The organism is Lacibacter sp. H407, assembly GCF_037892605.1.
Taxonomy (GTDB): Bacteria; Bacteroidota; Bacteroidia; order Chitinophagales; family Chitinophagaceae; genus Lacibacter.
In genome coordinates this window covers 1,601,115-1,625,422 of the sequence record NZ_JBBKTU010000001.1, presented here as the reverse complement: position 1 = coordinate 1,625,422, position 24,308 = coordinate 1,601,115, and the positions used below count along the sequence as shown (strand labels likewise).

The 24,308-nt window shown below is 41.1% G+C and carries 15 protein-coding genes; all 15 read right to left on the bottom strand.

Annotated features, from left to right (window positions below):
- Window positions 1–29 precede the first annotated feature (29 nt).
- Window positions 30–1,955: an alpha/beta hydrolase-fold protein gene (locus WG989_RS07070; RefSeq protein WP_340428309.1), complete on the bottom strand. Its 1,926-nt coding sequence runs from the start codon at window positions 1,953–1,955 to the stop codon at window positions 30–32.
- Window positions 1,956–2,000: 45 nt separating this feature from the next.
- Window positions 2,001–3,227 carry an alpha/beta hydrolase-fold protein gene (locus WG989_RS07065; protein WP_340428307.1) on the bottom strand — a complete coding sequence of 409 codons (1,227 nt, stop codon included), beginning with the start codon at window positions 3,225–3,227 and terminating at the stop codon, window positions 2,001–2,003.
- Window positions 3,228–3,263: 36 nt separating this feature from the next.
- Window positions 3,264–4,340: an esterase gene (locus WG989_RS07060; RefSeq protein ID WP_340428306.1), complete on the bottom strand. Its 1,077-nt coding sequence runs from the start codon at window positions 4,338–4,340 to the stop codon at window positions 3,264–3,266.
- 8 nt (window positions 4,341–4,348) lie between these two features.
- Complete coding sequence (locus WG989_RS07055) at window positions 4,349–5,512, bottom strand: alpha/beta hydrolase-fold protein (protein WP_340428305.1); 1,164 nt, start codon at window positions 5,510–5,512, stop codon at window positions 4,349–4,351.
- A gap of 352 nt (window positions 5,513–5,864) precedes the next feature.
- Entirely contained in the window at window positions 5,865–8,327 is a 2,463-nt protein-coding gene (locus WG989_RS07050) for a glycoside hydrolase family 95 protein (RefSeq protein WP_340428304.1), read from the bottom strand.
- A 17-nt stretch (window positions 8,328–8,344) separates the two neighbouring features.
- The gene (locus tag WG989_RS07045; protein WP_340428302.1) at window positions 8,345–9,892 is read right to left on the bottom strand and encodes a glucuronyl esterase domain-containing protein; all 1,548 of its coding nucleotides are present in this window, start codon (window positions 9,890–9,892) and stop codon (window positions 8,345–8,347) included.
- Between the two features lie 130 nt (window positions 9,893–10,022).
- Window positions 10,023–11,639, bottom strand: a complete 1,617-nt coding sequence (locus WG989_RS07040) for a GH35 family beta-galactosidase (RefSeq protein ID WP_340428301.1) — start codon at window positions 11,637–11,639, stop codon at window positions 10,023–10,025.
- Window positions 11,640–11,641: 2 nt separating this feature from the next.
- The gene (locus WG989_RS07035) at window positions 11,642–13,582 is read right to left on the bottom strand and encodes a sialate O-acetylesterase (protein ID WP_340428299.1); all 1,941 of its coding nucleotides are present in this window, start codon (window positions 13,580–13,582) and stop codon (window positions 11,642–11,644) included.
- Between the two features lie 43 nt (window positions 13,583–13,625).
- Window positions 13,626–15,023 carry a Gfo/Idh/MocA family protein gene (locus tag WG989_RS07030; RefSeq protein ID WP_340428298.1) on the bottom strand — a complete coding sequence of 466 codons (1,398 nt, stop codon included), beginning with the start codon at window positions 15,021–15,023 and terminating at the stop codon, window positions 13,626–13,628.
- A 42-nt stretch (window positions 15,024–15,065) separates the two neighbouring features.
- The gene (locus tag WG989_RS07025; protein WP_340428297.1) at window positions 15,066–16,244 is read right to left on the bottom strand and encodes a Gfo/Idh/MocA family protein; all 1,179 of its coding nucleotides are present in this window, start codon (window positions 16,242–16,244) and stop codon (window positions 15,066–15,068) included.
- Between the two features lie 18 nt (window positions 16,245–16,262).
- A complete protein-coding gene (locus tag WG989_RS07020) occupies window positions 16,263–18,881 on the bottom strand; it encodes a glycoside hydrolase family 3 C-terminal domain-containing protein (protein WP_340428296.1) in 2,619 nt (872 codons plus the stop codon).
- A gap of 72 nt (window positions 18,882–18,953) precedes the next feature.
- Entirely contained in the window at window positions 18,954–20,621 is a 1,668-nt protein-coding gene (locus WG989_RS07015; RefSeq protein WP_340428295.1) for a glycoside hydrolase family 43 protein, read from the bottom strand.
- Between the two features lie 13 nt (window positions 20,622–20,634).
- Window positions 20,635–21,672: a glycoside hydrolase family 43 protein gene (locus WG989_RS07010; RefSeq protein WP_340428294.1), complete on the bottom strand. Its 1,038-nt coding sequence runs from the start codon at window positions 21,670–21,672 to the stop codon at window positions 20,635–20,637.
- 30 nt (window positions 21,673–21,702) lie between these two features.
- Entirely contained in the window at window positions 21,703–23,139 is a 1,437-nt protein-coding gene (locus tag WG989_RS07005) for an MFS transporter (protein WP_340428293.1), read from the bottom strand.
- 28 nt (window positions 23,140–23,167) lie between these two features.
- Window positions 23,168–24,280 (bottom strand): endo-1,4-beta-xylanase, encoded by a 1,113-nt coding sequence (locus tag WG989_RS07000; RefSeq protein WP_340428291.1) that lies wholly within the window; start codon window positions 24,278–24,280, stop codon window positions 23,168–23,170.
- Window positions 24,281–24,308: the final 28 nt, after the last annotated feature.

The window sequence follows — 24,308 nt, the reverse complement described above, 5'->3', positions numbered from 1 at the left end:
CAATATGCTCCCTGTTTATTTACCAATCGTTACTTGAACAGTAATTGTGCAAAATTGTACAGGTTGTTTCTCCATACCGGCCATGTATGTCCGCCGGGATATTCACTGTACGTGTATTTGATCTTCATTTCATCAAACCGTTCCATCATGGTTTGACAATTCTTCCAGGCAATATCTTCTTTCCCACCCATGGCGATCCAGAACTGTTTCAGATTTGTATTGATGGTACTTGCGTTTGTTTTCATGAATTCATATTGCGGATTGGAAAGTGCAGGTTGATTGCTCCACCATCCTGAACTGAATACACCGAGATAAGAAAACATGTTTGTATTTCGTACCCCTGCATGCAGTGTTTGTAAACCACCCATCGATAAACCTGCCAATGCTCTGCTGTTTGCATCTGTTGCAACACGATAATTTTTTTCAATGAAAGGGATGAGTGTTTGCTTTAGTTCATTTTCAAAAGCACGTAAAGCTTGTTCACCAAATCCACCGGGGCCGCCTGCTGAAACGTTGCCATCCATCATCACAATGATCATGGGTTTTGCTTTTTGCTCTGCAATTAAATTATCAAGGATGATATCTGTTTTGCCTTGCATGGCCCAACCACGTTCATCTTCACCACCACCGTGTAATAAATAAAGGACTGGATACTTTGCCGATGTGTTTGCATCATAACCGGGAGGTGTGTAGATATAACATTGACGCCATGAACGTGTTACGGCTGAATAATATTTTTTGATGCGAATGTCGCCATGCGGTACATCTTTCAACGCATAATAGCCATCACCTTTAAACGGAATTTCAATACCACTTGCCATGCGTCCCATACCGTAAAACGTTTCACTGGCAGGATCAGCTACTGCAACACCATCAATCAACAGTGAATAATAGTGAAAGCCTTCACTGATTGAATCGGTGGTAACGATCCAGTAACCACCGGTATCTTTCTGCAGATCATATTTCTTTCCTAAGTCAATCTGTACTTTTTGTGCATCAGGAGCTTTGATACGAAACATCACACGACTGTCGGGTAAGATCTGCGGATATTTTGCAGAACGGATATTTGTTGCAGCTGCTGTTCCCAAAACCGTGTACTTCGAAAACTGTGATGCATCTACCGGTTTAAATAAGAATTGCGAAAACATATACAATCCGTTTTTCCAAACTTTGAAATCATGTCCGCCCGGTTCTAAGTAATAAATATGTGGCACATCGTTTTGACGCAGGTAATCATGTGTGCGTTTACTAAATGAAAGCAATCCATCGTTATCACCGCAAGAGATAAATAATAATTTCAGTTGTTGTTTTGCTTTTGCAGGATCGGGCACTAATTCGTTTGGCAACTTCGTATTGGGGGCTGAAGAAAAACCACCCACCCATGCAAACTGATCAAGGTTTCCTAATCCAAAATTCAATGATTGTCCGCCACCCATAGATAGGCCTGCGATCGCTCTGTTTTCACGATCCTTGTGAACAGGAAATTTCTTTTCAATAAATGGGATGAGATCATTTAACAGGTCTTGTTCAAATGTTGCAAAGGCCTGCACTTTATCCGGCGCCATAATGTTGCCTGTTGCACGGTCGTCTTTCATTGCTCTGCCATTTGGCATTACAACGATCATTGGTTGCAGCTTTCCTTCCGCATACAGATTATCAAGAATTACCTGTGGTTTGCCGCCATTCAACCATTCTTTTTCGTCACCACCAATTCCATGCAATAAATACAGTACAGGATATTTTTTCTTTTTGGAAAAGCCGGGTGGTGTGTACACAAGCGCTCTTCTGTTTGCACCTACTGTTTTTGAATTGTATGTTATCGTATCAATTTTTCCCTTTGCAATTTCTGTACGCACTTCATCAAATCCTTTCGGCATCTGCTTCTGTATTTCCTGTGCCTGCATATGCACCATTGAACAAATTAAAATAGCAGCACTAAATAGTTTTTTTATCATGATCGAAATTTATCGGCTTTGAATGAACCGGTTGTAAACGGATGCTTAATTAAAAAGAGATGGTGCCATTTCGTATAAACTTCTCCGCCAGCTTTGAAATTCATGTGCTGTGCCTGGCGAAACATAGGTAGCCACTTTATAGCCTGCAGCTTTTAAATCTGCTTCTACTTTAGGAAGCGCTTCAGCACCACGGGTTTCTTTACTTCCGTAGGAAATAAAAATATATTTTGGTTTCATTTTACCTTCCAGTTGCGCAGGTGTATAATTGCCACCGCTTAATAATCCCCAATAACCAAATACTTCCGGCTTTGCTAATGTGATCGTATGCGTTTCAAAACCACCCATTGATAAACCGGCCATCGCCCTGTTGTCTCTGTTGGCTTTTGTGCGGAAGTGTGCATCGATGTAAGGAATTAATTCATCGAGTAATACAGTTTGAAATGCACCCACGCCGGTAATTTCACCAGCAGTAATTCCTGTAGCTACTCTACCCGGTGCACCCATTCCACCTCCGGCGGGAGGTGCAGGAGTAGGGGTTGTTGTTGTTGTACCAGCCGGAGCAGGTGGTGGCGTTGGTCTGCGACCGATTGGCATACCGGTATTCGTCATACCATACGTCATTACAACAATGAAAGGTTTTATTCTTCCTGATGCGATCATGTTATCCATGATGAGGTTTGTTTTTCCCTGTACAGCCCATGAGGTTTCATTCTCGCCCCAGCCATGTTGCAGGTAGAGCACAGGATATTTTGTATTGCCTTTTTCATAGCCGGGAGGAGTATATACCACTGCTGCTCTTTGCGTGTTGGTACTTTTCGATGGAAAAATGATGTGCTGCATATTGCCATGTGGTACATCTTTCAATGCATAAATGTCCTGGTCTTTTGCAGGAATTTCAATGCCGCTTTCCCAGCGTTGCGATCCATAAAAGAATCCGGTGCCGGGATCATTAAACGTAGCACCATCAACATTTACTCTGTAATAATGAAAACCTTCATCCATCGGGCCTGCAGTAGTTCCAATGAAATAGCCGCTATCTGCCTTCAGTAATTTTGTTCCTCCTTGGCCACCAAGACCAAGACTTACTCTAACACTATCTGCATTGGGTGCATAAATTCTAAACCTTGCATAACCTTGTGAGTTTACCTGTGGGTATGCCTGAAATGGTTGATTAAATGGAGATGGTTTAAAATCTTCTTTGATCTCGGTTTGCGAAAAACACATTGTGCTTACAAGCAATGCAGCGAATAAAAAAACTGATTGACGATTCATATGTCAGGTTTTAAGGTTAAAGAGATATTTATTGGTTTATCGAAAAATTTCCTGAAGTGTAGTTGCTAAATACAATTTGCAATTCATCCATGTATGTCCGCCGGGTACGATGTAACTTTTTAGTTTGATCTTTTTCTCTTCAAACATGGCGATGTTCTTCTTTACCGGTTCGTATAAAAAATCTTCTGTGCCAACACTGATGGTAAAGAGTTTTAGCTGTTGATTGATCTTATCAGCATCAGGTGAGTAGTTGGCAAAATTTTTCTGAAACTCTTCCGTTGCTGTAAACGGTGCATACGAACTGATATAAGCAAACTTGTCGGTGTTGGTTAAACCAATATTCAGAGTTTGTCCGCCGCCAACAGAGAAGCCTGTAATTGCACGATGTTTACTATCAGTATGCACCGGATAATTTGCTTCAATAAATGGAATGATATCGTTCATCACATCTTTTGTAAAGTCGGGCATTGGTTTGGGCCGCACATTACCATAAGGCATTACAATGATCATGGGCACTGCTTTGCCTTGTGCAATCAGATTATCTGCAATGAAATTTGCGTTACCAACTTTTGTCCATGTTTCTTCTGTATCCGATCCGCCATGAATGAGATACAAAACAGGATATTTTGTTTTGCTGTTGGCATTAAAGCCCGGCGGTGTGTACACCAGCAACTGGCGTGTAGTACCTAATGTTGCCGAGTTATAATAGCGATAGCTGACTTTTCCGTGTGGTACATTTTGCAATGAATGAACCAATGGCGTTTTGCCGGGAACATCAACAATACTTCGTTTGAAACGTTCGTTGGCGAAGATGTAAGTATTGTTTGGATCGGCTATCTCAACATTATCTACGTTAAAACTATAGGGATAGATATCCGGCTTTATATTCGGAACAGTAACTGACCATATCCCGGATGTATCTTTTACAAACGGAAGCGGAGCAGAAAGAAACTCGCCCTTAAGTATAACACTTTGTGCAGTTCGTGAATAGTAGCGAAAAGTAACGCTGCCATCAGCATTCACATCTGGTGAACTGATAACAGGTGGCCGTTGTTGTGCACATACAATACAGCCAATAAATAAACATACAGTTGCTATGAAGAATGATTTCATTTTTATACTTATTTAAAAAGTAAGGGGACTGTTTGTGTTACATAATCTTTCACATTCATCCAGGTATGTCCACCACCGGTGATTAGACTTTTGTGATTGATGTTCTTTGCTTTTAAATAATCGATGAACTCCACAGTTGATTTGTATAAAAAATCTTCGTTGCCCACACTTACCCAAAGCAGTTTGAAATCTTTATTTGTTTGCGCAGGGTTGTCCACTAAATTTTTATACCTGCTGTCCATTTCCTGCGGGGAGAGGTAGGCACTGTAACAACAGATCCATGAAAACTTATCGGTATTACTGAAAGCTGTTCGTAAAGTTTGTCCTCCACCTCTTGAAAAACCACCAATCGCTCTGCTGTTCTTGTTGTTGATGGTGCGGTAATTTTTTTCGATGTAAGGAATAACATTGCTTACAAGATCTGTTTCAAACAACTTTGCACGAGTAACCGCATCTTCACTATCTCTTCCAACAATATCACCCGGCTTTGGTTGTTTTTTCTGTTCTGCAATACGAGCCATGGGATTACCGTAAGGCATCACAACTATCATCGGAACAGCTTTTCCTTCAGCGATGAGATTATCGAGAATGAAATTGGTTTTACCCACTTTGAAAAAGGTTTCTTCAGTATCGGTTGTTCCGCTGATGAGATAGAAGACAGGATATGTTTTACCGGACGATTGATCATAACCCGGCGGCGTGTAAACTACTACTGATCCGGTTGAACCTTCAACAGAAGGATAATATTCATAAGTAACTGTACCATGCGGAACATTTTTGATCGAATGGATCAAGGGTGTTTCGCCCGGAATATCAACAAGGCTTGCTTTGAACCGTTCGTTTGGGAAAAAGGAAACATTGGCTGGGTCCATGACCGTTACGCCATCAACAGTAAAACTGTATGGATAGATATCAGGTTTGATGGGTCCCACTGTTATGCTCCAGATACCAATGGAATCTTTTGTCATTGGAAGTTGAGCAGCACCAAACTGGCTTCCACCCAGTTTCACTTCTTTCGCTGCAGGAGCGAGATAACGGAACGTTACTTTTTTATCTGAATGTACCTGTGGGGAAATGACAAACGGCCCACGTGGTGGCTGTGCAGTTGTATCTAATGCGCAGACAATAATTGCTGCCAAAAAAACAAGCCGCCGAAAGGATGTAGTTATCATTTTTTTGCTTTCGTTTAAGTTTTGCGTGAGTACCTGACTGTGCTGAACTAATACCGAAGGTTTAAGATCTTCTTGAATGGCTGATTACGGGCTTTGGACAATACAGGCTATTCCTGTTGCCAAAATTGCCCGCAACAGTGGCGGCAGTTGATGAAATAGTCAAGCAATTTTTCGTTAGTGGTTGAATTGTGTTAAACGCTACAAGTTACCGAGGCCTGCTATCTTAAACTTCCAAAAAACCACAGCGGAAAATATTACACAATACATCAGAATTAAATACCAATCGTTCGTAAAATGGCTGGACAAAAACCGGGGTTCACTTTTGTTTCGATGCTGGTTTATCGTGTCGAGATCATTCTGCTATCAGCGTTATCGTTTGTCCGGGTTTTGTAGCGATATCGTACAAAAACGTTTTGCTTAACAGCAGAGGTGCAATGGTTGCTTTTTCAGAAACAACAGGTTCTTTGATGGTTTCTGTTGCATAAAAGGGATTTGGGTTTTCACCAACTGCATTCTTGAAAGCTGAGCCACCCGTTGACCTCATTTGATTGGGCACCCTTACTCTCAAATTGCCGCCTAAGGTTGATTTGATCACTGCTTTCACAACTGTTCCGTTTTTCCATTCCATGCTTACAATTTCAAAACCACCTCTTGCACGCAGCCCGGTAATACTTCCACCGCTTTTCCAGACAGCAGGTAATGCAGGAAGCAAATTAATCGCTCCGTCTGCACTCTGCATCAGCATTTCAGTGATGCCCGATGTACAACCAAAATTTCCATCGATTTGAAAAGGAGCGTGTGCATCAAACAGATTGTTGTATGTACCACCGCCACCTTCAACAGTGCCAACCGGTGTTAATTGATTCTGGATGAGTTTGTATGCATGATCGCCATCCAGCATTTTTGCCCACCAGTTTACTTTCCAACCCATGCTCCATCCTGTTGAAATATCGCCCCGATGCAATAATGTAATTTTTGCTGCACTGTGTAGTTGTGCTGTTCGGTAAGCTGAGATCTGGTTGGAAGGAAACAAACCATAGAGGTGTGAAATATGACGATGCTTGTCGTTCGGATCATCAATATCATCGAGCCATTCCTGTAATTGACCATGCTGACCAATATGCATCGGCGCCAAACGATCACGCATTTTTTTGAGTGAGTCAACAAACGATTTGTCTTTCTTCAAAATTTCTGCTGCACGTATCGTTGAACTGAATACATCAAACACAATTTGATTGGTCATGGTTGTTCCTGCATCAAGTGAAGATCCTTGATGTGCTTTAGGTGCGTTCTCCGGCGACATATCGGGATTCATCAGTAACCATTTTTTAGTTGGATGCTCCATTAAAAAATCAACATAAAATAACGCTGCACCTTTTAACACCGGATAAGCAGTTGCCAAAAACGTTTTATTGCCATTGTACAAATAATGTTCCCACAAATGCTGACTTAACCAACCGCCACCATTGGCCCATGCTCCCCAAAATGCACCATCCACTGCACCGGTTGCACGCCAGATGTCTGTATTGTGATGCGCCATCCAACCTCTTGCACCATACATATCTTTTGCCGTTTGCACACCTGTTATCGATAACTCTTTCACCATTTGTAACAATGGCTCATGCAACTCCGACAAATTTGTTTTTTCTGCCGGCCAGTAATTCATTTCTGTATTGATGTTGATGGTGTACTTGCTGTCCCATGGTGGACGGAGTTTATTATTCCAGATACCTTGCAGGTTTGCAGGTTGTCCTCCGGGTTGCGAAGAAGAGATCAGTAAGTAACGACCAAACTGATAGTACAATGCAACAAACTGCGGATCGTTGACGGTATTAAAATTCTTCAACCGTTCATTGGTTGGATGAATTGCTGCATCGGTTGTACCCAGATCGATCTTTACACGATTGAAATATTTTTGATACGCTGCAATATGCAATGGCTTGATCTGTAAAAATGATTTTGCAACTGCTTTGTTGAGATAAGAAGCTGCACGTTCATTTTCATTTCCGCTTACATCATTGTAGTTATTAAAACTTGTTGCAATGGAAATATAAATAGTAACGGCGTTTGCATTTTTAATATTGATAGAAGTATCATTTGAAGAAGAAGTACCACCTTCTGTTTTTATTTGTGAAATGCCTTTGTAGCGAAGCATTCCTTTTACGCCTTCATGATCAACCGTTGTGCCGGCGATCGTCAATTGTTTTCCGCCAACGGTTTTTCGTTGCGTATTCGGAAGAACAGATGTATAGAAAGCAGTGAATGAAATACTGTTGGGTTTACTGGCGGTAAGATGCATCACGATCACACGATCAGGAAAGGAAGCCAGCACTTCTCTTGTATAATTGATGCCTGCAACGCTGTATCTTGTTTTGGCAATTGCTTTTTCAATATCCAGTTCACGGTAATAGTTACTGTAGCTATCATGGCCTTCAAAACGAAGATGCAATTCACCGGCAGGTTCAAACATTTGCCCGTGTGATTTTTTGCTGATGATGACTCTGTTGGCTAAACGTTCAGCTTCTTTTTGCTTGCCATCAAATATCAATTGGCGAAGCTGAGCTAACGAATCCAATGCAAGCGGATTATCGTTTCTGTTCGGGCTTCCGCTCCACAATGTATGTTCGTTCAACTGAATTGTTTCGGTTGAAACGTTGCCGTAGATCATCGCACCTAATCGTCCGTTGCCAATGGGCAATGCATTTTCCCATGTTTTACCCGAGGGTGTGTTGTACCATAGCTTCAACCCCGGATTCGTTTGTGCAAAACTGGCAACTGAAACGATCAAACTAAAAAATAGGAAACTGTTTTTCATTTCTCAGAGATGTTTTTTTAACGGGCTGCTCTTGTATAAGAAAGCATTCTGTTTGCCCACGGTATAAAGAATTTAAAGTTCGGTGCATCGGTATGTCCTCCATCATGCTGTCGCCATGCTAAATGTCCATCCAGCATATCGGTTAACATGGGTGGCATTTTTTCATTCATATAATCATTACTCACACCAAGATCTTTTGCACCGAGTAATTTAAATACCGATCCTGCAGCGATCGTTGCCTGGTAACTTCCTTTCTGATCGAGCCAGTTTGCATCACCTTTCTCCGGAATACCATAGCTTACAAAAACAGCACGTGGTGCACATAGCGCCAATAGCTCATGCGAATCAACCGGAAGATCACAACCTGTTTTACTGCCGAATGAAGATTCTGCGGTTGCATATTTTAAATAGTTACCTGCCATCCAGTGATGAGCACCACTGCCTGCAAGATTTTCAACTGTTTCACCAAACACACGACGATGAAGTGTAACACCACCTTTGCCCGATGAACCAATTAAGCCAATTGCAAAACGTTGATCAAATGCCATCGTTACTAATGCTGCTTTTCCATAACGGGAAACACCTTCAATACCCACTTGCTTTGCATTGATCAATGTATCTGTTTCAAAAAAATCCAATGCACGTGATGCACCCCAGCCCCATGCACGTAAAGCGCCCCAATCGTAGGGCTTGCGTGGTTGTCCTTTATTCACCAAACCAATAATACCTCTTGTAAGTCCGGCACCATTATCGGCTTGTATACTATTTGGTTCTATTACACAATAACCCCAACCGGCAGCCAACAATTGTTCTGTTGGTGAAGGATCACTTGCGGGTGGCGGTGCAAAAAAGTTAGGCCCGGCTAGTCGTGTAATAGGATTATATGCAGGATAGCGTTCGAAGATCGCTTTCATTTCAGGATCGGTTTTGATCATCAGTTCTTTGAATGCCTGATTGATCTTTTCCATATCAGCCGGATTCGGTTGTGCAGGCGCAGGCAATGAAGGAAAACCAAACATGATCAACACCGGTACGGGTCCTTTTACATTCGTAGGTAACACCAACACCATGTTGATGTTTACATTGATGAGCGGATAAGCACTGTTGTCAACACGACCAATCATTTGTCGTGCAATAACCGGTGTGCGTCCCACAAATTCATAATCGGTAATTTTTGTGATCCATGTAACCTTGGGTGTGTTGGCGGGAATTTTTCCATACACTTCTGTTTCAAAATCGGCTACAATTTCTCCTCTGCGTTGTTTCCACCATTGATCAGCCGTTGTAATTTTCTTTCCGTTTTTCAACGTAAGTGCATCGGGCAATTGCGGACAAGGGTTTGCTAAAGCTTCATCATAATTTGCTGAGTTCGGATCCTGTACATTTCCGCTTTTGCCCGGTCTCAGTTTTTTAATTCCTAACTGCTGCATCATATTCGCCTGATCCTGTTGTGCAGTAAACATTGTTAGCTTTGGATACTTACTGCTGTCAATAACAGAAACCTGTGCATTGCTGATGCAAGTACTGATGATAGCTATGAGTAAAAAGAATCTGTTTTTTTTCATGTGTTCATTTTTATTTTAGGAATTGGTCACATGTTATTCGCCATAAAAATTATCATCACTATTGGTTTAAATTACTCGATAATTTTTATGGCTCATTTCATGTTCGTTTTTTATTGATGCGATGAAAGGATCAGTCGTAATTGTATAAGGTTACTTTTTGTATCGCAATTTGATTGGTTGGGATATTTACATGCCGGCCTTGATGTGTTTGATCACCATTCAAATGACGGATCACTTTCCATACGTTGTTATCAAATATTCCTTCATCAACTTTCAGCAAACCCACGTTTTGATTTTTGTTTTTACTGTTTGAAAAAGTGATCACCACTCCGGTTCCTGCAACATAAAATTCATCTTCACCGGTTTGAATGATCATGGCGCTTGCATAAGGCCAATCATCGGTACGGCTGCCGGGAGTCCAGCTTAATGTATAATCATGCTTACATTTAAATTCATAATTCCCTATTGTGATCACTGTATCCTGGTTCGTTTTCGTAAGCAGTACACCTTTGATCTTATTCTTGCCCTTGTTACTTGTAATGAGCGGAGTTAATGAACGTATCAGTGCATACATTTTTCCCAACGATTCACTGTGGTTTGATTCAATTGAGAATGGTGAAAAGCCAATGCCTTCATAATTGGCAAATGTGAACAATGCTTTTGCTGCTACGGTAGCATCAAACGCATGCTCAGGAATAAACAACGGATCGCCTTGACGTGTATACAGATCGTTCCAATGTTTAAAATCAGGGTTATAAAAATCAGGACTTAAAAAATCAATAGCTGTTCCGCCAGCTTTCCATACATCCATCAAATGCGGGAGCGGACCTGCGCTTGGATATTCACCGGGCAACTTACCGGGACGATTGAGTGCTGCATTTACAAACATCGGCAGCGGATAGATTTTTTTTCCTGCAGCGATCAGCTTGTTCATAAATACGGAATAGTAATACGCCATGAATAATTCATCGGTGTACAATCCTTTTCCAAACAACTCCTGCCAGTTTCCTTTTGTTTTAGAACCGGCTTGTTTCCATGCGTTTTGTAATTCAGGTACAAGTTGATCTTTCTTTTTTTGCAGATAGCTGATCACTTCAGCCGGTACATTTGTTTTGAACGCTTCTTCAGCCAATGGATGATAATCTCGTGCAGAGGATAACATGCCGATCTCATTTTCCGGCTGAATCATGACCACTGTTTGATACTGCTGATCTACCGTTTTTATAAATGTCATGAGTTGTTCAAATGCTTTGATATCGGCATCCAACACATCTTTACTGAACGAACTTAAAATTTCAAGGCTCTTTCCCTTTTCATCTTTTACACGTGGATATTTTTGTTGATTGCGTTTGATCCACGCAGGAGCGTGACTGCTCATGCTATTTTTCCATGCACCAAACCACAGGAATATAATTTTGAGATTGTTTTTTCTTGCTTCCTTGATCAATGCTTCATAAAGTGAGAAATCAAAACGACCTTCTTCTGCTTCAATCAATTCCCAATAAACGGGCACAAGCACTGTGTTCAAATTCATAGCTTTCAGCCGTGGCCAAACCGGCTCCATGTTTTCCATGGTAGTAGCAGTTGAGTTGCCCAATTCTCCGCCTAATACCAAAAACGGTTGATCCTGTACAATGAGTTGCGTTCTGTTACCCACTTTGGCTAAATGCGGCAATTGTCCCTGACCGTTAGAGCGTACAAGGAATGTAATGATGAATACTGCAACTAAACAGAATGCTTTGTTCATTTTTACTTTTCAGTTGTAAAGGGTGAAGCAGGTAAACCTTCTTTGTTATATAGGTTCGGTTGCACCGGATTATCGGCCCAGGCATAGCGTACATAGATTGGTTCTTTCACTTCATCGCTCCACACAATTACTTTGTCGCCCTCAATTTTTGCTTTGGCCCATACAAATTTTTTATCAGTACCTGCAATAGCAAACTCACTCAACTCTTCTCCATCATTTGTAATTAAACCGCTGCCTATATGTTGAAATGAAACAACGATCTTATTGCCGTCGATTTGTGCCGATTGAAATAACGGGCCCGAGTAAATGATGTTTTCGTTGTAAGCAAGTTTGCGTGCTGCCAATGCCAAACGAATACCAACATCTTTTTTATTATCCGGATGAATATCGTTCCACTCACCCAGATCAATAGCCACGGCCATTGCTGTATTTGGAACAGCAAGCGTTTGTAATTGCTGTTGACGAAGTGTGGCCCAGCCACTTTCGGAAGGGAGATAATTATAATCCATAAAGCCGGGCAATTGCACATACAGAAAAGGCAACTCACCTTGGTTCCATTTGCTGCGCCAGTCACGAATTTGTGCAGTTTGCAAAGCGCCGTATTCCTGTGGCCTGCCTGCATTGCTTTCGCCCTGGTACCAAAGAAATCCTTTGATGGTATAATTTATTTCAGGCGCAATCATTGCATTGTACAATGCCGCCGGTTGATTTTGTGCATTGATACCGCCGCCACCAAAACCACCTCCGGCAAATGGACGGTTTACAAGACCCACTTTGTATTGCCATGTTCCTTTTAAATCAACAGTATCAGTGCCAGCAAAAATGCAATACGGTTTATCGGGTACAAAACCACCCTTGCCTGCGTTGTTCGTAACACGAACAACGAAAACATTTTTTCCTGCTTTTAATACAGTTGCAGGAACAGTGTATCTGCGTTGTGGATATTGATAGGTTGTGTTGCCTACACGCACACCGTTGATGTATAATTCATCTGCATCAATGATCCGTCCAAGAAAAACTTTGGCCGCTTTGCCAACCATGGATGCAGGAATATCAATTTCCTTTCTGTACCAAACAACACCATTCAAATCTTTAATGCCTTGGTCTTCCCAATAACCCGGGATGTTGATTGAACGCCATCCTTTAGGAACAAAGTTTACATCAAACCATTTTGTTGTTCCGCTCAAACCAGCATCAACTGGTGGTGCTGGTCTTGGTCCACCACCGGGAGGTCTGCGAGTAAGACTGTTGAGATAAGCTGTGTCCTTATTTTTGTTGATCGTTGTTTGCAATGCAGCAAAATCTTTTAATCCTTCTTCACTCGTCCATGCTTCTATCGGTGTACCTCCAACACTTGCATTGATGATGCCGATGGGTACTTTGTATTTTTCGTGTAAATGTTTGGCAAAGAAATAAGCTACTGCAGAGAATGGTCGGATGTCTTCGCCCACGGCTGCTTTCCAGTATCCACTTGGCAAATTTTGTTGCGGGCCTTGCAAACTGGTGAGTGTTGGCACCCAGAATTGACGAATCTGCGGATCATTTGCTTCGGCTATTTCTTTTGCATAGGTTACATCATGAATGTTGAGTTGATGCACCATATTTGATTGACCGCTGCAAAACCAAACATCGCCAAATAAAATTTCTTTGAGGCTGATCTTGTTGCTTGCAGTTATGTCGATAGTATAAGGTCCACCTGCTTTTGTTGCGGGTAGTTTGATGAGCCACTTGCCTTCGGCATTACCTTTTGTCTTGTATGTTTTCCCATTAAACTTTACACTTACTTTTTCATTCACTGCACTCCATCCCCAGATGTTTACCGGAATATCTCTTTGCAGAATCATACTGTCCCTTACGATCTGCGGCAACTTTACTTGTGCGTTTAGTTTGTAAGTATTTACAACGGCTAAAACGAAAACACAGGCAATGACCAGCTGTTTCATGATGGATTGTTTATTTTTTGATTCGACACTTTTCATTTGGAGACTATATCACTTCATATCCTTTCCGTTGCGGTCGGGATAACATGCCGTTTGCTTCCGCATCATTTTTGAATTGTTCTTTTGCAGGATCCCAATACAATTTCCGTTTCAGCTTCATGGAGATGTGGTGCAACAAACAAGCGGAGCATGCACGATGTGCTTCTTCAACAGGTGCGATCGTTTTTTTATTATCACGAATGGCTTCCAGCCAATTACCATGATGATCGTTACTTACGGTAAAATGAAATTCGTTTTCGCCAATTACAGATGTGAGTAGTTTAGGATCGCTTGCATCAATCTTCTTGGCCTGCACAGTTCCTGCATTGGGGTCGCTGGATGTTGCCTGGTAATCGCCTCTCGAAACAAAGATCCATCCTTTCGTTCCTTCAAATTTTATCCCATTCGGAAACTCATTACTCACCATCATTGTTACACCGCTTGCATATTTCGCACCCGTTTTAAAAATACCATGCACATCCCATAAACCATCTTTTGCAAATTCAACATGTTGTGTCCAGATTTCTGTTGGGCCGCTTGCTTCCATACCCATGCCCCAATGTGCACTGTCAATATGATGTGCTCCCCAACCTGTGATCATACCTGCACCAAATTGTTCGCAACGCAACCAACCGGGGCGGCCATAACCATTTTGTGGATGAACTCTGTCTTCTGTATAATACACATCAGGTGTTGATGCAAGCCACATATCGTAATTGAAATTTGCAGGAAGCGGCATTTCATCTTTCTTACCACCGGGAGGATCGCCGGGTAAACCAACATACACTGTCTTCAATTCACCAATGCGTCCATTGCGAACAAGCTCTGCTGCATAACGAAATTGATCACTGCTTCGCTGCTGACTTCCTATTTGAAACTTCACACCACTTTTCTGTACAACATTGCTGATAATCCTTCCTTCTGCAATAGTTAACGATGCAGGCTTTTGCATGTAGATATGTTTTCCTGCACGTGCCGCTGCAGCACCAATCATTGCATGTGTATGATCTGGTGTGCTGATCAATACGGCATCAATATCTTTATTAAGCAGTAGCTCCCGGAAATCGGTATAAAGCTTTACACCATCGTATGGTTTGTTGTCTCTCTTTGTATAATAGTCATTCACTAATTTCTTACCTTCTGTTGCTCTCTTTAGATCGAGATCACAAACAGCCATGATCTGTGCGTAATCATGTTTCCAAACTCCCGGCATATCATGACCACGGGAGATTCTTCCTGTACCAATAGCTGCAACATTAATACGATTGCTTGGTGCATTTTTTCCAAATACGCTTGCTGGCACAATGGATGGTAAATGCAAGGCAATGGCAGTGCCTGCTGCTGTTTTAATGGTATCTTTTAGAAATTTTCTTCTTCCAATACCTTTTCTTTTTTCATTTTGCATGGCAATATTTTTAGTTGACCATTTCATGGCATTTGCAGAAAATTATTTTTTCAAATTCATCACCTTTGCTTTTTTCTGTGCAATTAAGGCAAGCTCTGTTGCCAAAAAACAATGCGCCTGGCTCATGGCGGTTTCAGTCCGGTTCACTACATCATCAACAAATAATGGCCCGAATGGAAGTGCTTCATTGTTGCAATCCATGTGAATTGTTTCTTTTTGATTGACCAAGTATAATTGATTGCCGCCTTTATTACCGGAAAGAATGTCGATGTTCTTTCTTACCTCAATATATCCGTCGGTACCTAAAATGGTTAATCTTCCATCGCCCCAGCTATCGAGACCGTTAGGTGTAAACCAATCTACCCTTATATAACCCACGCCACCATTTCCACTCAACATCACATCTCCAAAATCTTCAAACAATGGAGCTTCGGGAAAATGTACATTGCCTACCTGCGACATCAGTACAGTTGCTTCTGTTGTATTTGTAAAATGTAAGTACTGATCAAATTGGTGAGAGCCAATATCAGTTAATATTCCACCATAGCGTTTTTTATCCCAGAACCAATCTGGTCTTACGGCTAAGCCCGAAGTGCCAAACTTGTTGCTGATGCGATGTGGCGCTAAATTTATTGTTTGTATAATCTTACCGATTGCACCGGCTTTTACCAATTGACTGGCTTTTTCTGTGCCTTTGTTCTCCAGCCTTTCACTATACATGATGGAGTAAATCCGTTTTGTTTCCTTTTGTACTTTCTTTACTTCAGCCAATTGTTGTAAAGTAATAATTCCGGGTTTATCGGTTAAATAATCTTTCCCGTGCTTCATCACACGAATACCAAGCGGAGCTCTTTCATCCGGAATGCCTGAACTTAAAACCAAATGAATGGAAGGGTCTTCTAAAATTTCGTTTTCATTTTTTGCCAATTTCGCTTCAGGATATGCTTTAGAAAATGCAGCCAATAAATCAGCTTCCTTTGCATAGACCGCCACTAATTCTCCACCACCTCTTTTAATTGCATCCGTCATTCCATAAATATGGGGATGATTGATACTGATAACGGCGAATTTTATTTTGCCCGGTGGAATAACAAGTTCCTTTTTCTTTTCTGTCGATTGGATCGATTTAAACTTGCCGGCCATTGGCGCAAACAGCATTAAGCCGGAAGCTTTTGTTGCGTCTTGCAAAAATTTTCTTCTGCCTGATTTATTGCTGCTCATAATGACTGATGTTTAATGTTATTGAATAAGAAGCTGTGAGCTTACTACATTGCTTGTTGTTTTGTTTTTCACACCCGGTTGCCCGCCACCGACACTGATCTGTACTTTTCCTTTAGGTTGATAATACTTACCAGTTGTTTCATTCACCAATGCTAATTCTTCAGGAGTAAGTTTAAAACTGATGGTTTTACTTTCACCTGCTTTTAAGGCAATGCGTTTAAATCCTTTCAATGCACGAATTGGTGCTTTGCTTTTTGTTTGTTGGTGTGATACATACAACTGTACCACTTCATCTCCATCCCGCTTTCCTGTATTTTTCACGGTTACTGTAACAGTAACAGGTTTATTTGCTGCAATTGTTTTTGGTAACTGTAAACCACTGTAGTTAAACATTGAATAACTCAAACCATGACCAAACGGATACAATGCTTCGCCTTTGAAATAACGATAGGTTCTTCCTTCCATTGAATAGTCAAGGAAACCTGGAAGATCATTATCACTCTTGTAAAATGTAACAGGTAAACGACCGGCTGGATTATAATCACCAAACAAAACATCTGCAACAGCAGTACCTGCACTTTGTCCACCGTACCATGCGTTCACAATAGCAGGAATATTTTCACTTTCCCATGGAGTAGCAATGGCACTACCTGTGAGCATTACAAACACAACAGGCTTCCCCGTTGCATGTAGCTTTTTCATCAATTCAGTTTGCACAGTTGGTAACGCAATAGTTGTACGATCGCCGCCATTAAAGCCCGGATAATCCACACGCATTTCTTCACCTTCCAATTGTGGAGAGATACCACCTGCATAAACAATTGCATCAGCATCACTCACTTTTTTGAGTAGGTCAGCATAATTCAATTGTTGCAAGTTGCCTGCTTTTAATTTTACATTGGCTTTTCCTTCACCCTGCCAATATTCAAGAACCAGTTTGTAGGTTTTCCCTTTTACTGTATTTAGTTTATAGGTTCTTGCACCCCAGCGGTTTCTTGTCCATGCATTCAATACTTCTTTATCATCAACGGAAAGTTTATAACCATCATCTGCTTCCACTTCAAACAGAATAGATCCATCAGCTGCCGCAGTGAAGTTGGTTGTATAACGAGCAGAAAAATTATTTGCACGGATGTTTCCCAATACCTGCTGACCTTCTTGCCAGAAATGATCAACGCCTGCTTCAGTTTGTACAACAGCAGGTTCTCCCTGCAATTCTTTATTTGAATAATACTCTGCTTTAAATCCTTTTTTGCCTTCATACAAATACTGATTACTTACATCAGCATACACCAAAGATGTATCGTTGGTAAAATTGATAGCCTTTTCATAAACCACTTCGACTGTATTGCCAACCTTGTTTTGAATTCCTTTCAGTATCGTTATAATTTCTGAGGGTGTACCATTATAGTTGCCAAGAACAGCAATGCTGTTATCAGCATTCGGACCCAGCACCACGATCTTCTTAATTTTTTTGCTGAGTGGCAATGTATTTTTTTCATTCTTCAACAGCACGATCGATTGTTGTGCCATTTTTAATGCATGTGCCTGATGCGGTGCACTCTCCAACACAGAAGAGGGAGTTTGTGCATACTTCACCATTGATACCGGATCGAACATGCCCAAACGGTAACGTATCGTAAACAAACGCTTCAGTGAAATATCCAGTTGTGCTTCTGTGATCATTCCGGTTTTTACGGCATCTACCAATGTTTTATACACTGTAACACCGCACTCCAAATCTGTTCCATGGATCACTGCATCCACAGCTGATGTTGTTGCATCCTTATGCGTTTTGTGATATTTATAAAAATCATCTACGGCCCAGCAATCGCTGGTTACATAACCATTGAACTTCCATTGTTTGCGGAGAATATCATTCATCAGTTGATCATTACCGCAGCAAGGTTGTTTATCAACCGCATTGTAAGCACACATTACACCCGCCACATTTGCATCAACAATCAATTCTTTGAATGCAGGCAGATAAGTATCCCACAAATCATAAGCAGTAGGATTAAAATTATCGGAGTGACGGGATGGTTCAGGTCCGCTATGAACAGCATAATGTTTTGCACAAGCCGCTGCTTTTAAATACTTCGGGTCTTCGCCTTGTAAGCCACGTACAAAAGAGCGACCAAGCATTGCCGTTAGGAACGGATCTTCGCCATATGTTTCCTGTCCACGACCCCAGCGTGGATCACGAAAGATGTTGATGTTGGGCGTCCAGTAGGTGAGACCGAGATAACGTTCAGCAGTACGTCCCTGTTCAACTGCTTTGCTGTAAATGGCTCTTCCTTCCAATGCAGAATAATCGGCCATGCGGTACAATGAATTTGTATCCCATGTTGCTGCCATACCAATCGCCTGTGGAAATACAGTTGTCTTGAAAGGCGTTCTTGCCACACCATGCAATACTTCATTCCACCAATCATAAGCAGGGATGCCGAGTCTTGGAATCGCAGGTGTTGCATTGAGCATCTGCGCAACTTTTTCTTCCAGTGTTAAACGGCTCACTACATCATTCACCCGTTGTTCAATGGAAAGTTTTGTATTCCACATCGGGAACGATTTGTAATCCTGCGCTGTTGCTGTTAAGCAAACAACAGTTGTAAGAATGGCAAGAAATGATTTCATTGTAATATGATTTGATCCTGGTTTAATTGAACAAAATATAACAGCCAATTACATCTTTAATAATGTAACTGCTTATTTTTTAAAAGCGTCATCGTCTCCTTTATACTCAAACCAATCGTACAAAGCCACTGATGATGTAGGTGCACCGTTGGACGTGCCGTATAATGCAAACAGACTCCCTACAAATCCACCTGCAACTTTTGTTGTAAGGAACGAACCATCAACTCCTTCTTTCAAAAGTTTCCATTGGTTTTTCTTTTCTCCAAAAAAGAAAGCATAGGTATCTGCTCTTGCTTCAATTTTTAAAAACAGTTCTTTTGATGAATTTAATTTTTGCGATGCCAGCAGTTCAGCTTCTGTTTTACCTCTTGCCGGAGATTTGAATAACTGAACAACGGGCTCTCCGTTTTCAACAGATTTGCAGAGGAAGTAATAGAAGTTCTCGCTCTGAAAAATCAGCATGCCTGCTTTTTCTTTTTCTGATGCTGCTGTGAAATTGATGCAGGTAGAAGCATATCCTTTCAGATTATTCTGACGGTAGCCAAGAAAAGAAGGGCTTTTCCGTTCAGTAGCAGTTTGCGGACGTAATGCTAATTGCAGCGATCCTTTTTTTGCTGTTAAACTGTACACATCTTTTTCAGGATTTCTAAGGAAGAGATAACGGAAATCAAATTGATCGTTCTTGAAGTCATCTCTGAACGTAACGTTACCGCCAAAAGGATTATTTACTTTTTTAGTAATGGCAGGCATCGGAACAGGTAATGTGTAGGGTACTGTTGCTTCTCCTTCGAGTATATGCGGCCAGCCATCTTTCCATTCAACAGGCAGCAAAAATGTTTCACGACCGGTTGTATAAAAATCATCATTGTAAGGACGACAGGCAAGAAAAACAGCATACCATTTTCCATCGGGTGTTTCTACAAAATCAGCATGACCTGTAGTTGTGATAGGATTAGGTCGTTTTTTATCCAAATGCTTTTGTGTAAGAATCGGATTCTTCTCATATGAAACATACGGCCCTTTTACAGATTTGCTTCTGAACACAACTTCTGTATGATTGTATCCTGTTCCCCCTTCAGCACAAATCAAATAATACCAATCATCTTTTTTGAAAATATGCGGCGCTTCAATCCAGATTGGTTTTTTTGAAAGATCGGTTCCGCCATTCACCAATAAAATTTCTTCACCTACTACTTTCATTGCATCAATATCAAATTCATACATGCGGATAGTGCGGTGACCATTGTACAATGGCTTGTTATCTGGTGCATCATTATTGTAAACAACATAGGCTTTGTCATCAACAAAATCAATCGATGGATCAATGCCACGTACCTGCGGTAACCAGATGGGATTGCTCCATGGGCCTTTGGGATCTTTTGCTGTGATGATGAAATTTCCTTTCTTATCGATCAATGTACAAAGAATGTAAAACGTTCCTTTATGGTAGCGAATGGTTGGAGCAAACAAACCTCTTGATACACCTGCATTGGTTTGATCCAATTGCTCTTCACGATCCATGGCGTTGCCGATCTGTTTCCAGTTCACCAAATCAGTACTGTGAAAAATCGGCAGACCGGGAAAATAAGCGAACGTAGAAGTAGTTACATAATAATCATTTCCCACTCTGCAAATACTTGGATCAGGATAGAACCCTGCGAGTATGGGATTATTAAAGGTTTGTGCGTTTGTAAAAAACATTACAATTGCAAAAGAGAGGGTTAAGAGAAATTTCTTCATCTGATTTTATTATTTAATCGTTGTAAGGCTTAATTGTTTTGATGAAACCATTTTCATCATGAATAAGCTCGGTTACTTTCACACTGCGTAAATGCGTAACACCTTTACTTAAACTGCTGTCGTGATAAAACAAATACCATTTGTTTTCGATTGCACAGATCGAATGATGTGATGTCCATCCAACAACAGGTTCTAAAATTCTGCCGGCATATTTAAATGGGCCATAAGGATTATCGCCAATGGCATAACAGAGATAATGTGTATCGCCGGTTGAATAGGAGAAATAATATTTGCCGTTGTATTTGTGTATCCAGCTTGCTTCAAAAAAACGTCGGTCGGTATCACCTTGCAAAAGCGGTTGACCGTTTTCATCAGTTATCAAAATATCTTTTACATCTTCAGCAAATTCTAACAGATCATTTGTAAGCTTTGCTATCTTTGGACATAATGCCGGTTCGTTTTCTTCCGGTAAAAATGCAACCGGACTTTCAGGTTGATCAGCATTAAATTTCCCAGTGCGCCAACGTTGTAATTGTCCGCCCCAGATACCACCGAAGTACATATAATAACTTCCATCATCATCTTTGAACACAGCAGGATCAATGGAGAAACTGTTCTTGATTGCTTCCGGTTGTGGCGTAAACGGCCCAACAGGTGAATCACTTACGGCCACACCAATTTTGAAAATACCTTTGTGATCTTTTGCCGGGAAGAATAAGTAATACTTGCCATCTTTTTCTGCAGCATCGGGTGCCCACATTTGCTTTGCGGCCCACGGCACATCGTTTACATGCAATGCAAGACCGTTATCAACAGCTTCACTTGTTGGTGAATCCATAGAAAGAATATGATAGTCTTCCATGGCGAAATGGCTTCCGAGATCATCAAACGCATCACCGGCATCGACATCATGCGAAGGATAGATATAAATTTTTCCATTAAATACATGTGCCGACGGATCAGCGGTGTAAATATGTTTCACCAACGGTTGCGAAATGGCCCGTTTGTTTAATTCGTCGAAGTCGATATGATCAATGCTATCTTCTGGCATAGAATAGTTTTAAGTTTCAGGTTATAAGTTTTAAGCCCGGCGTGCTTTTAAATCGTTTTCAATCTGAGTCTCCATCTTCTTGTTGATCTCATAAAAGAATAACAAGCCTGCTCCAAGTAAAAAAGGAATCGATGGGAATACACTCACTAACAGTTTGGTTCCTTCTATGGCCGTTGCTGTCTGTGCCGTTTCACTGTTGGCAGTATAATCAAACAGTCCCAATATCCATGTCAGTAGTGCATTGCCGACACTTAATCCTGTTTTCAACCCAACCATCATGGCTGAGAAAATGATGGCGGTTGCCCGACGGTTGTTTTTCCATTCGCTGTAATCGGCCACATCAGCGATCATGGCCCATAGAAGTGGAATCGTGATGCCATAGAAAAAGCCATGCAAAATTTGTGAACCAAACATCAGCTCAACCGAGGTTGATGAGAAGAAATAAAATAAAAAGATAAACAGGGTTGAAATAACCAAGGCTACTCCAAATACATCCCGTTTACCATATTTATCTGCAAGACGTTTGGAAAAACCAATGCCCACAATCATGAAAATAATTCCGCCTGCATTAAACAAACCAAAACCTGCTGACACAGGATCTTCACCAAAAAAGTTGATACCAATATTCGAAAAACCATTTAAGATGGGTGTGATAAATTCCGTTAAACGACTTTTGTCGACGTAATTTTCAAAATAGTAAACATAGGAACCACCTTTCATCGCCAGCGTAATAAACACAAGGATGGTCAACACCAACATAATTATCCAAGGCTTGTTTTTAAAGATATCTGCCAGATCTTCTTTTAAACTTGATTTCTGTTCCGGCTTTGGTACAATGCGCTCTTTGGTTGTGAAGAAAGTAATAAGTAACATCACGGTTCCGATGATGGCTAGCCACGTCATTACTTTTTCAATACCAACGGCTTTATCGCCTCCGCCAGCTGCTACTATGATTGGCAGCATAAATACCTGTACAAAAAACTGTGCAAACATCACCGCTACAAATCGATAAGCCGATAAACTGTTGCGTTCTTTCATATCGCCGGTAATCACACCACTCAATGCAGAGTAAGGAAGATTGTTGGCTGCATACAATAACAACAAGAGCGTGTAAGTAACTACTGCATAAATCACTTTCCCCTTATACGAAAAATCAGGTGTGCTGAAAGCAAGTAGTGCAATTACACCCAAAGGGACAGCTGTAAACAAGATCCATGGACGAAATTTTCCCCACTTGGAAACCGTTCTGTCTGCAATGGCACCAATGATAGGATTAAATGCAAACGCAGCAATCAAGCCTACCACCAACATCAGTGCCGATGCATGATTGGTATCGAGTCCGTAAATATCTGTATAGAAGTAAGCCAGGTAAGTTACGAGAGTTTGAAATACAAGGTTAGCTGCAAGATCGCCCAAGCTATACCCAACTTTTTCTTTTACTGATAATTTTTGTGATGATGATTCCATGTGTATTGTTTATTGACCGGCCAATGAATTATTTTTTTAAAGCCATTACTGCATGATATGCAGGTTTGGGTTGAAATGCACGATCGAACAGCAAAGGATAATTCGTTCTGCCACGCACCGGCCATCCGTTAAGCCAGCTTTGTCCATCATCAACACCCCAAAAAGTAACACGTGTAATTTTATCCTTGTGTTTCAAAAACAATTTGAACAGGTTGGCATAATCGTTTGCCTGTTTTTGCAGTAAGCTGTCGGGAATTCCATTTGCATAAGGATTCAATTCAGGATTGGAAGCCTGGCGTTGATTAACGTCTGCACCTTGAAAATTGCGGGGCAGCATTTCGATATCAAGCTCAGTGATCATTACCTTCAAACCCAATGCATGATAAGCAAGAATACTTTCTTCAATATCCTTGAACGGTACACGACCTAAATGCCAGTGGCCTTGTATGCCTACGCCATCAATACGCACACCGGCAGCCTGTACTTTCTTCACGAGTGCAAGACAACCTTCACGTTTTTTTGGTTGTTCATTATTATAATCGTTGTAATAGAGTTCAGTACCGGGGGATGCTTTTTCTGCAAGACGGAAAGCTTCTGTTACAAAACCATCTCCCATTCTGTCAAGAAAGATTGATTTGCGCATAGTGCCATCTTCGTTCAATGCTTCGTTCACTACATCCCATGAAAAGATCTTACCGCTGTAACGGCTGGCAACCGTGTTGATGTGATTGGTGAAAAATGTTTTGAATGAATCAACATCTTTAATTCTTCTTGCAAATTGCGGCAGTTGACTATGCCAGATGAGTGTATGGCCATTCACTTTCATGTTATTCTTTGCGCCATACGCAATAATTTTATCGGCCAGGTCAAAATTATATCTGTCCCATTCAGGATGAATAATCTCTGCCTTCATAATATTTTCCGGGGTAATAGCATTGAACTGCTGTACGATCAATGCATTAGCTTTACTGTCTCGTTCTTCGATCTGTTGCGTATTTAATGCAGTGCCGATAAGGAAATCATTTTTATAGGCATCCTTCAGCGAATTGCCGGCAGCACCCATTCTGCTTGTGCTTGTACAGTATGCAAAGCAAGCCAGTATTGCTGCAGCAACAGCGAATTTCGAAATGAACTTTTTCATGTTTTTTGATTTAGGCAAGATGTATAAA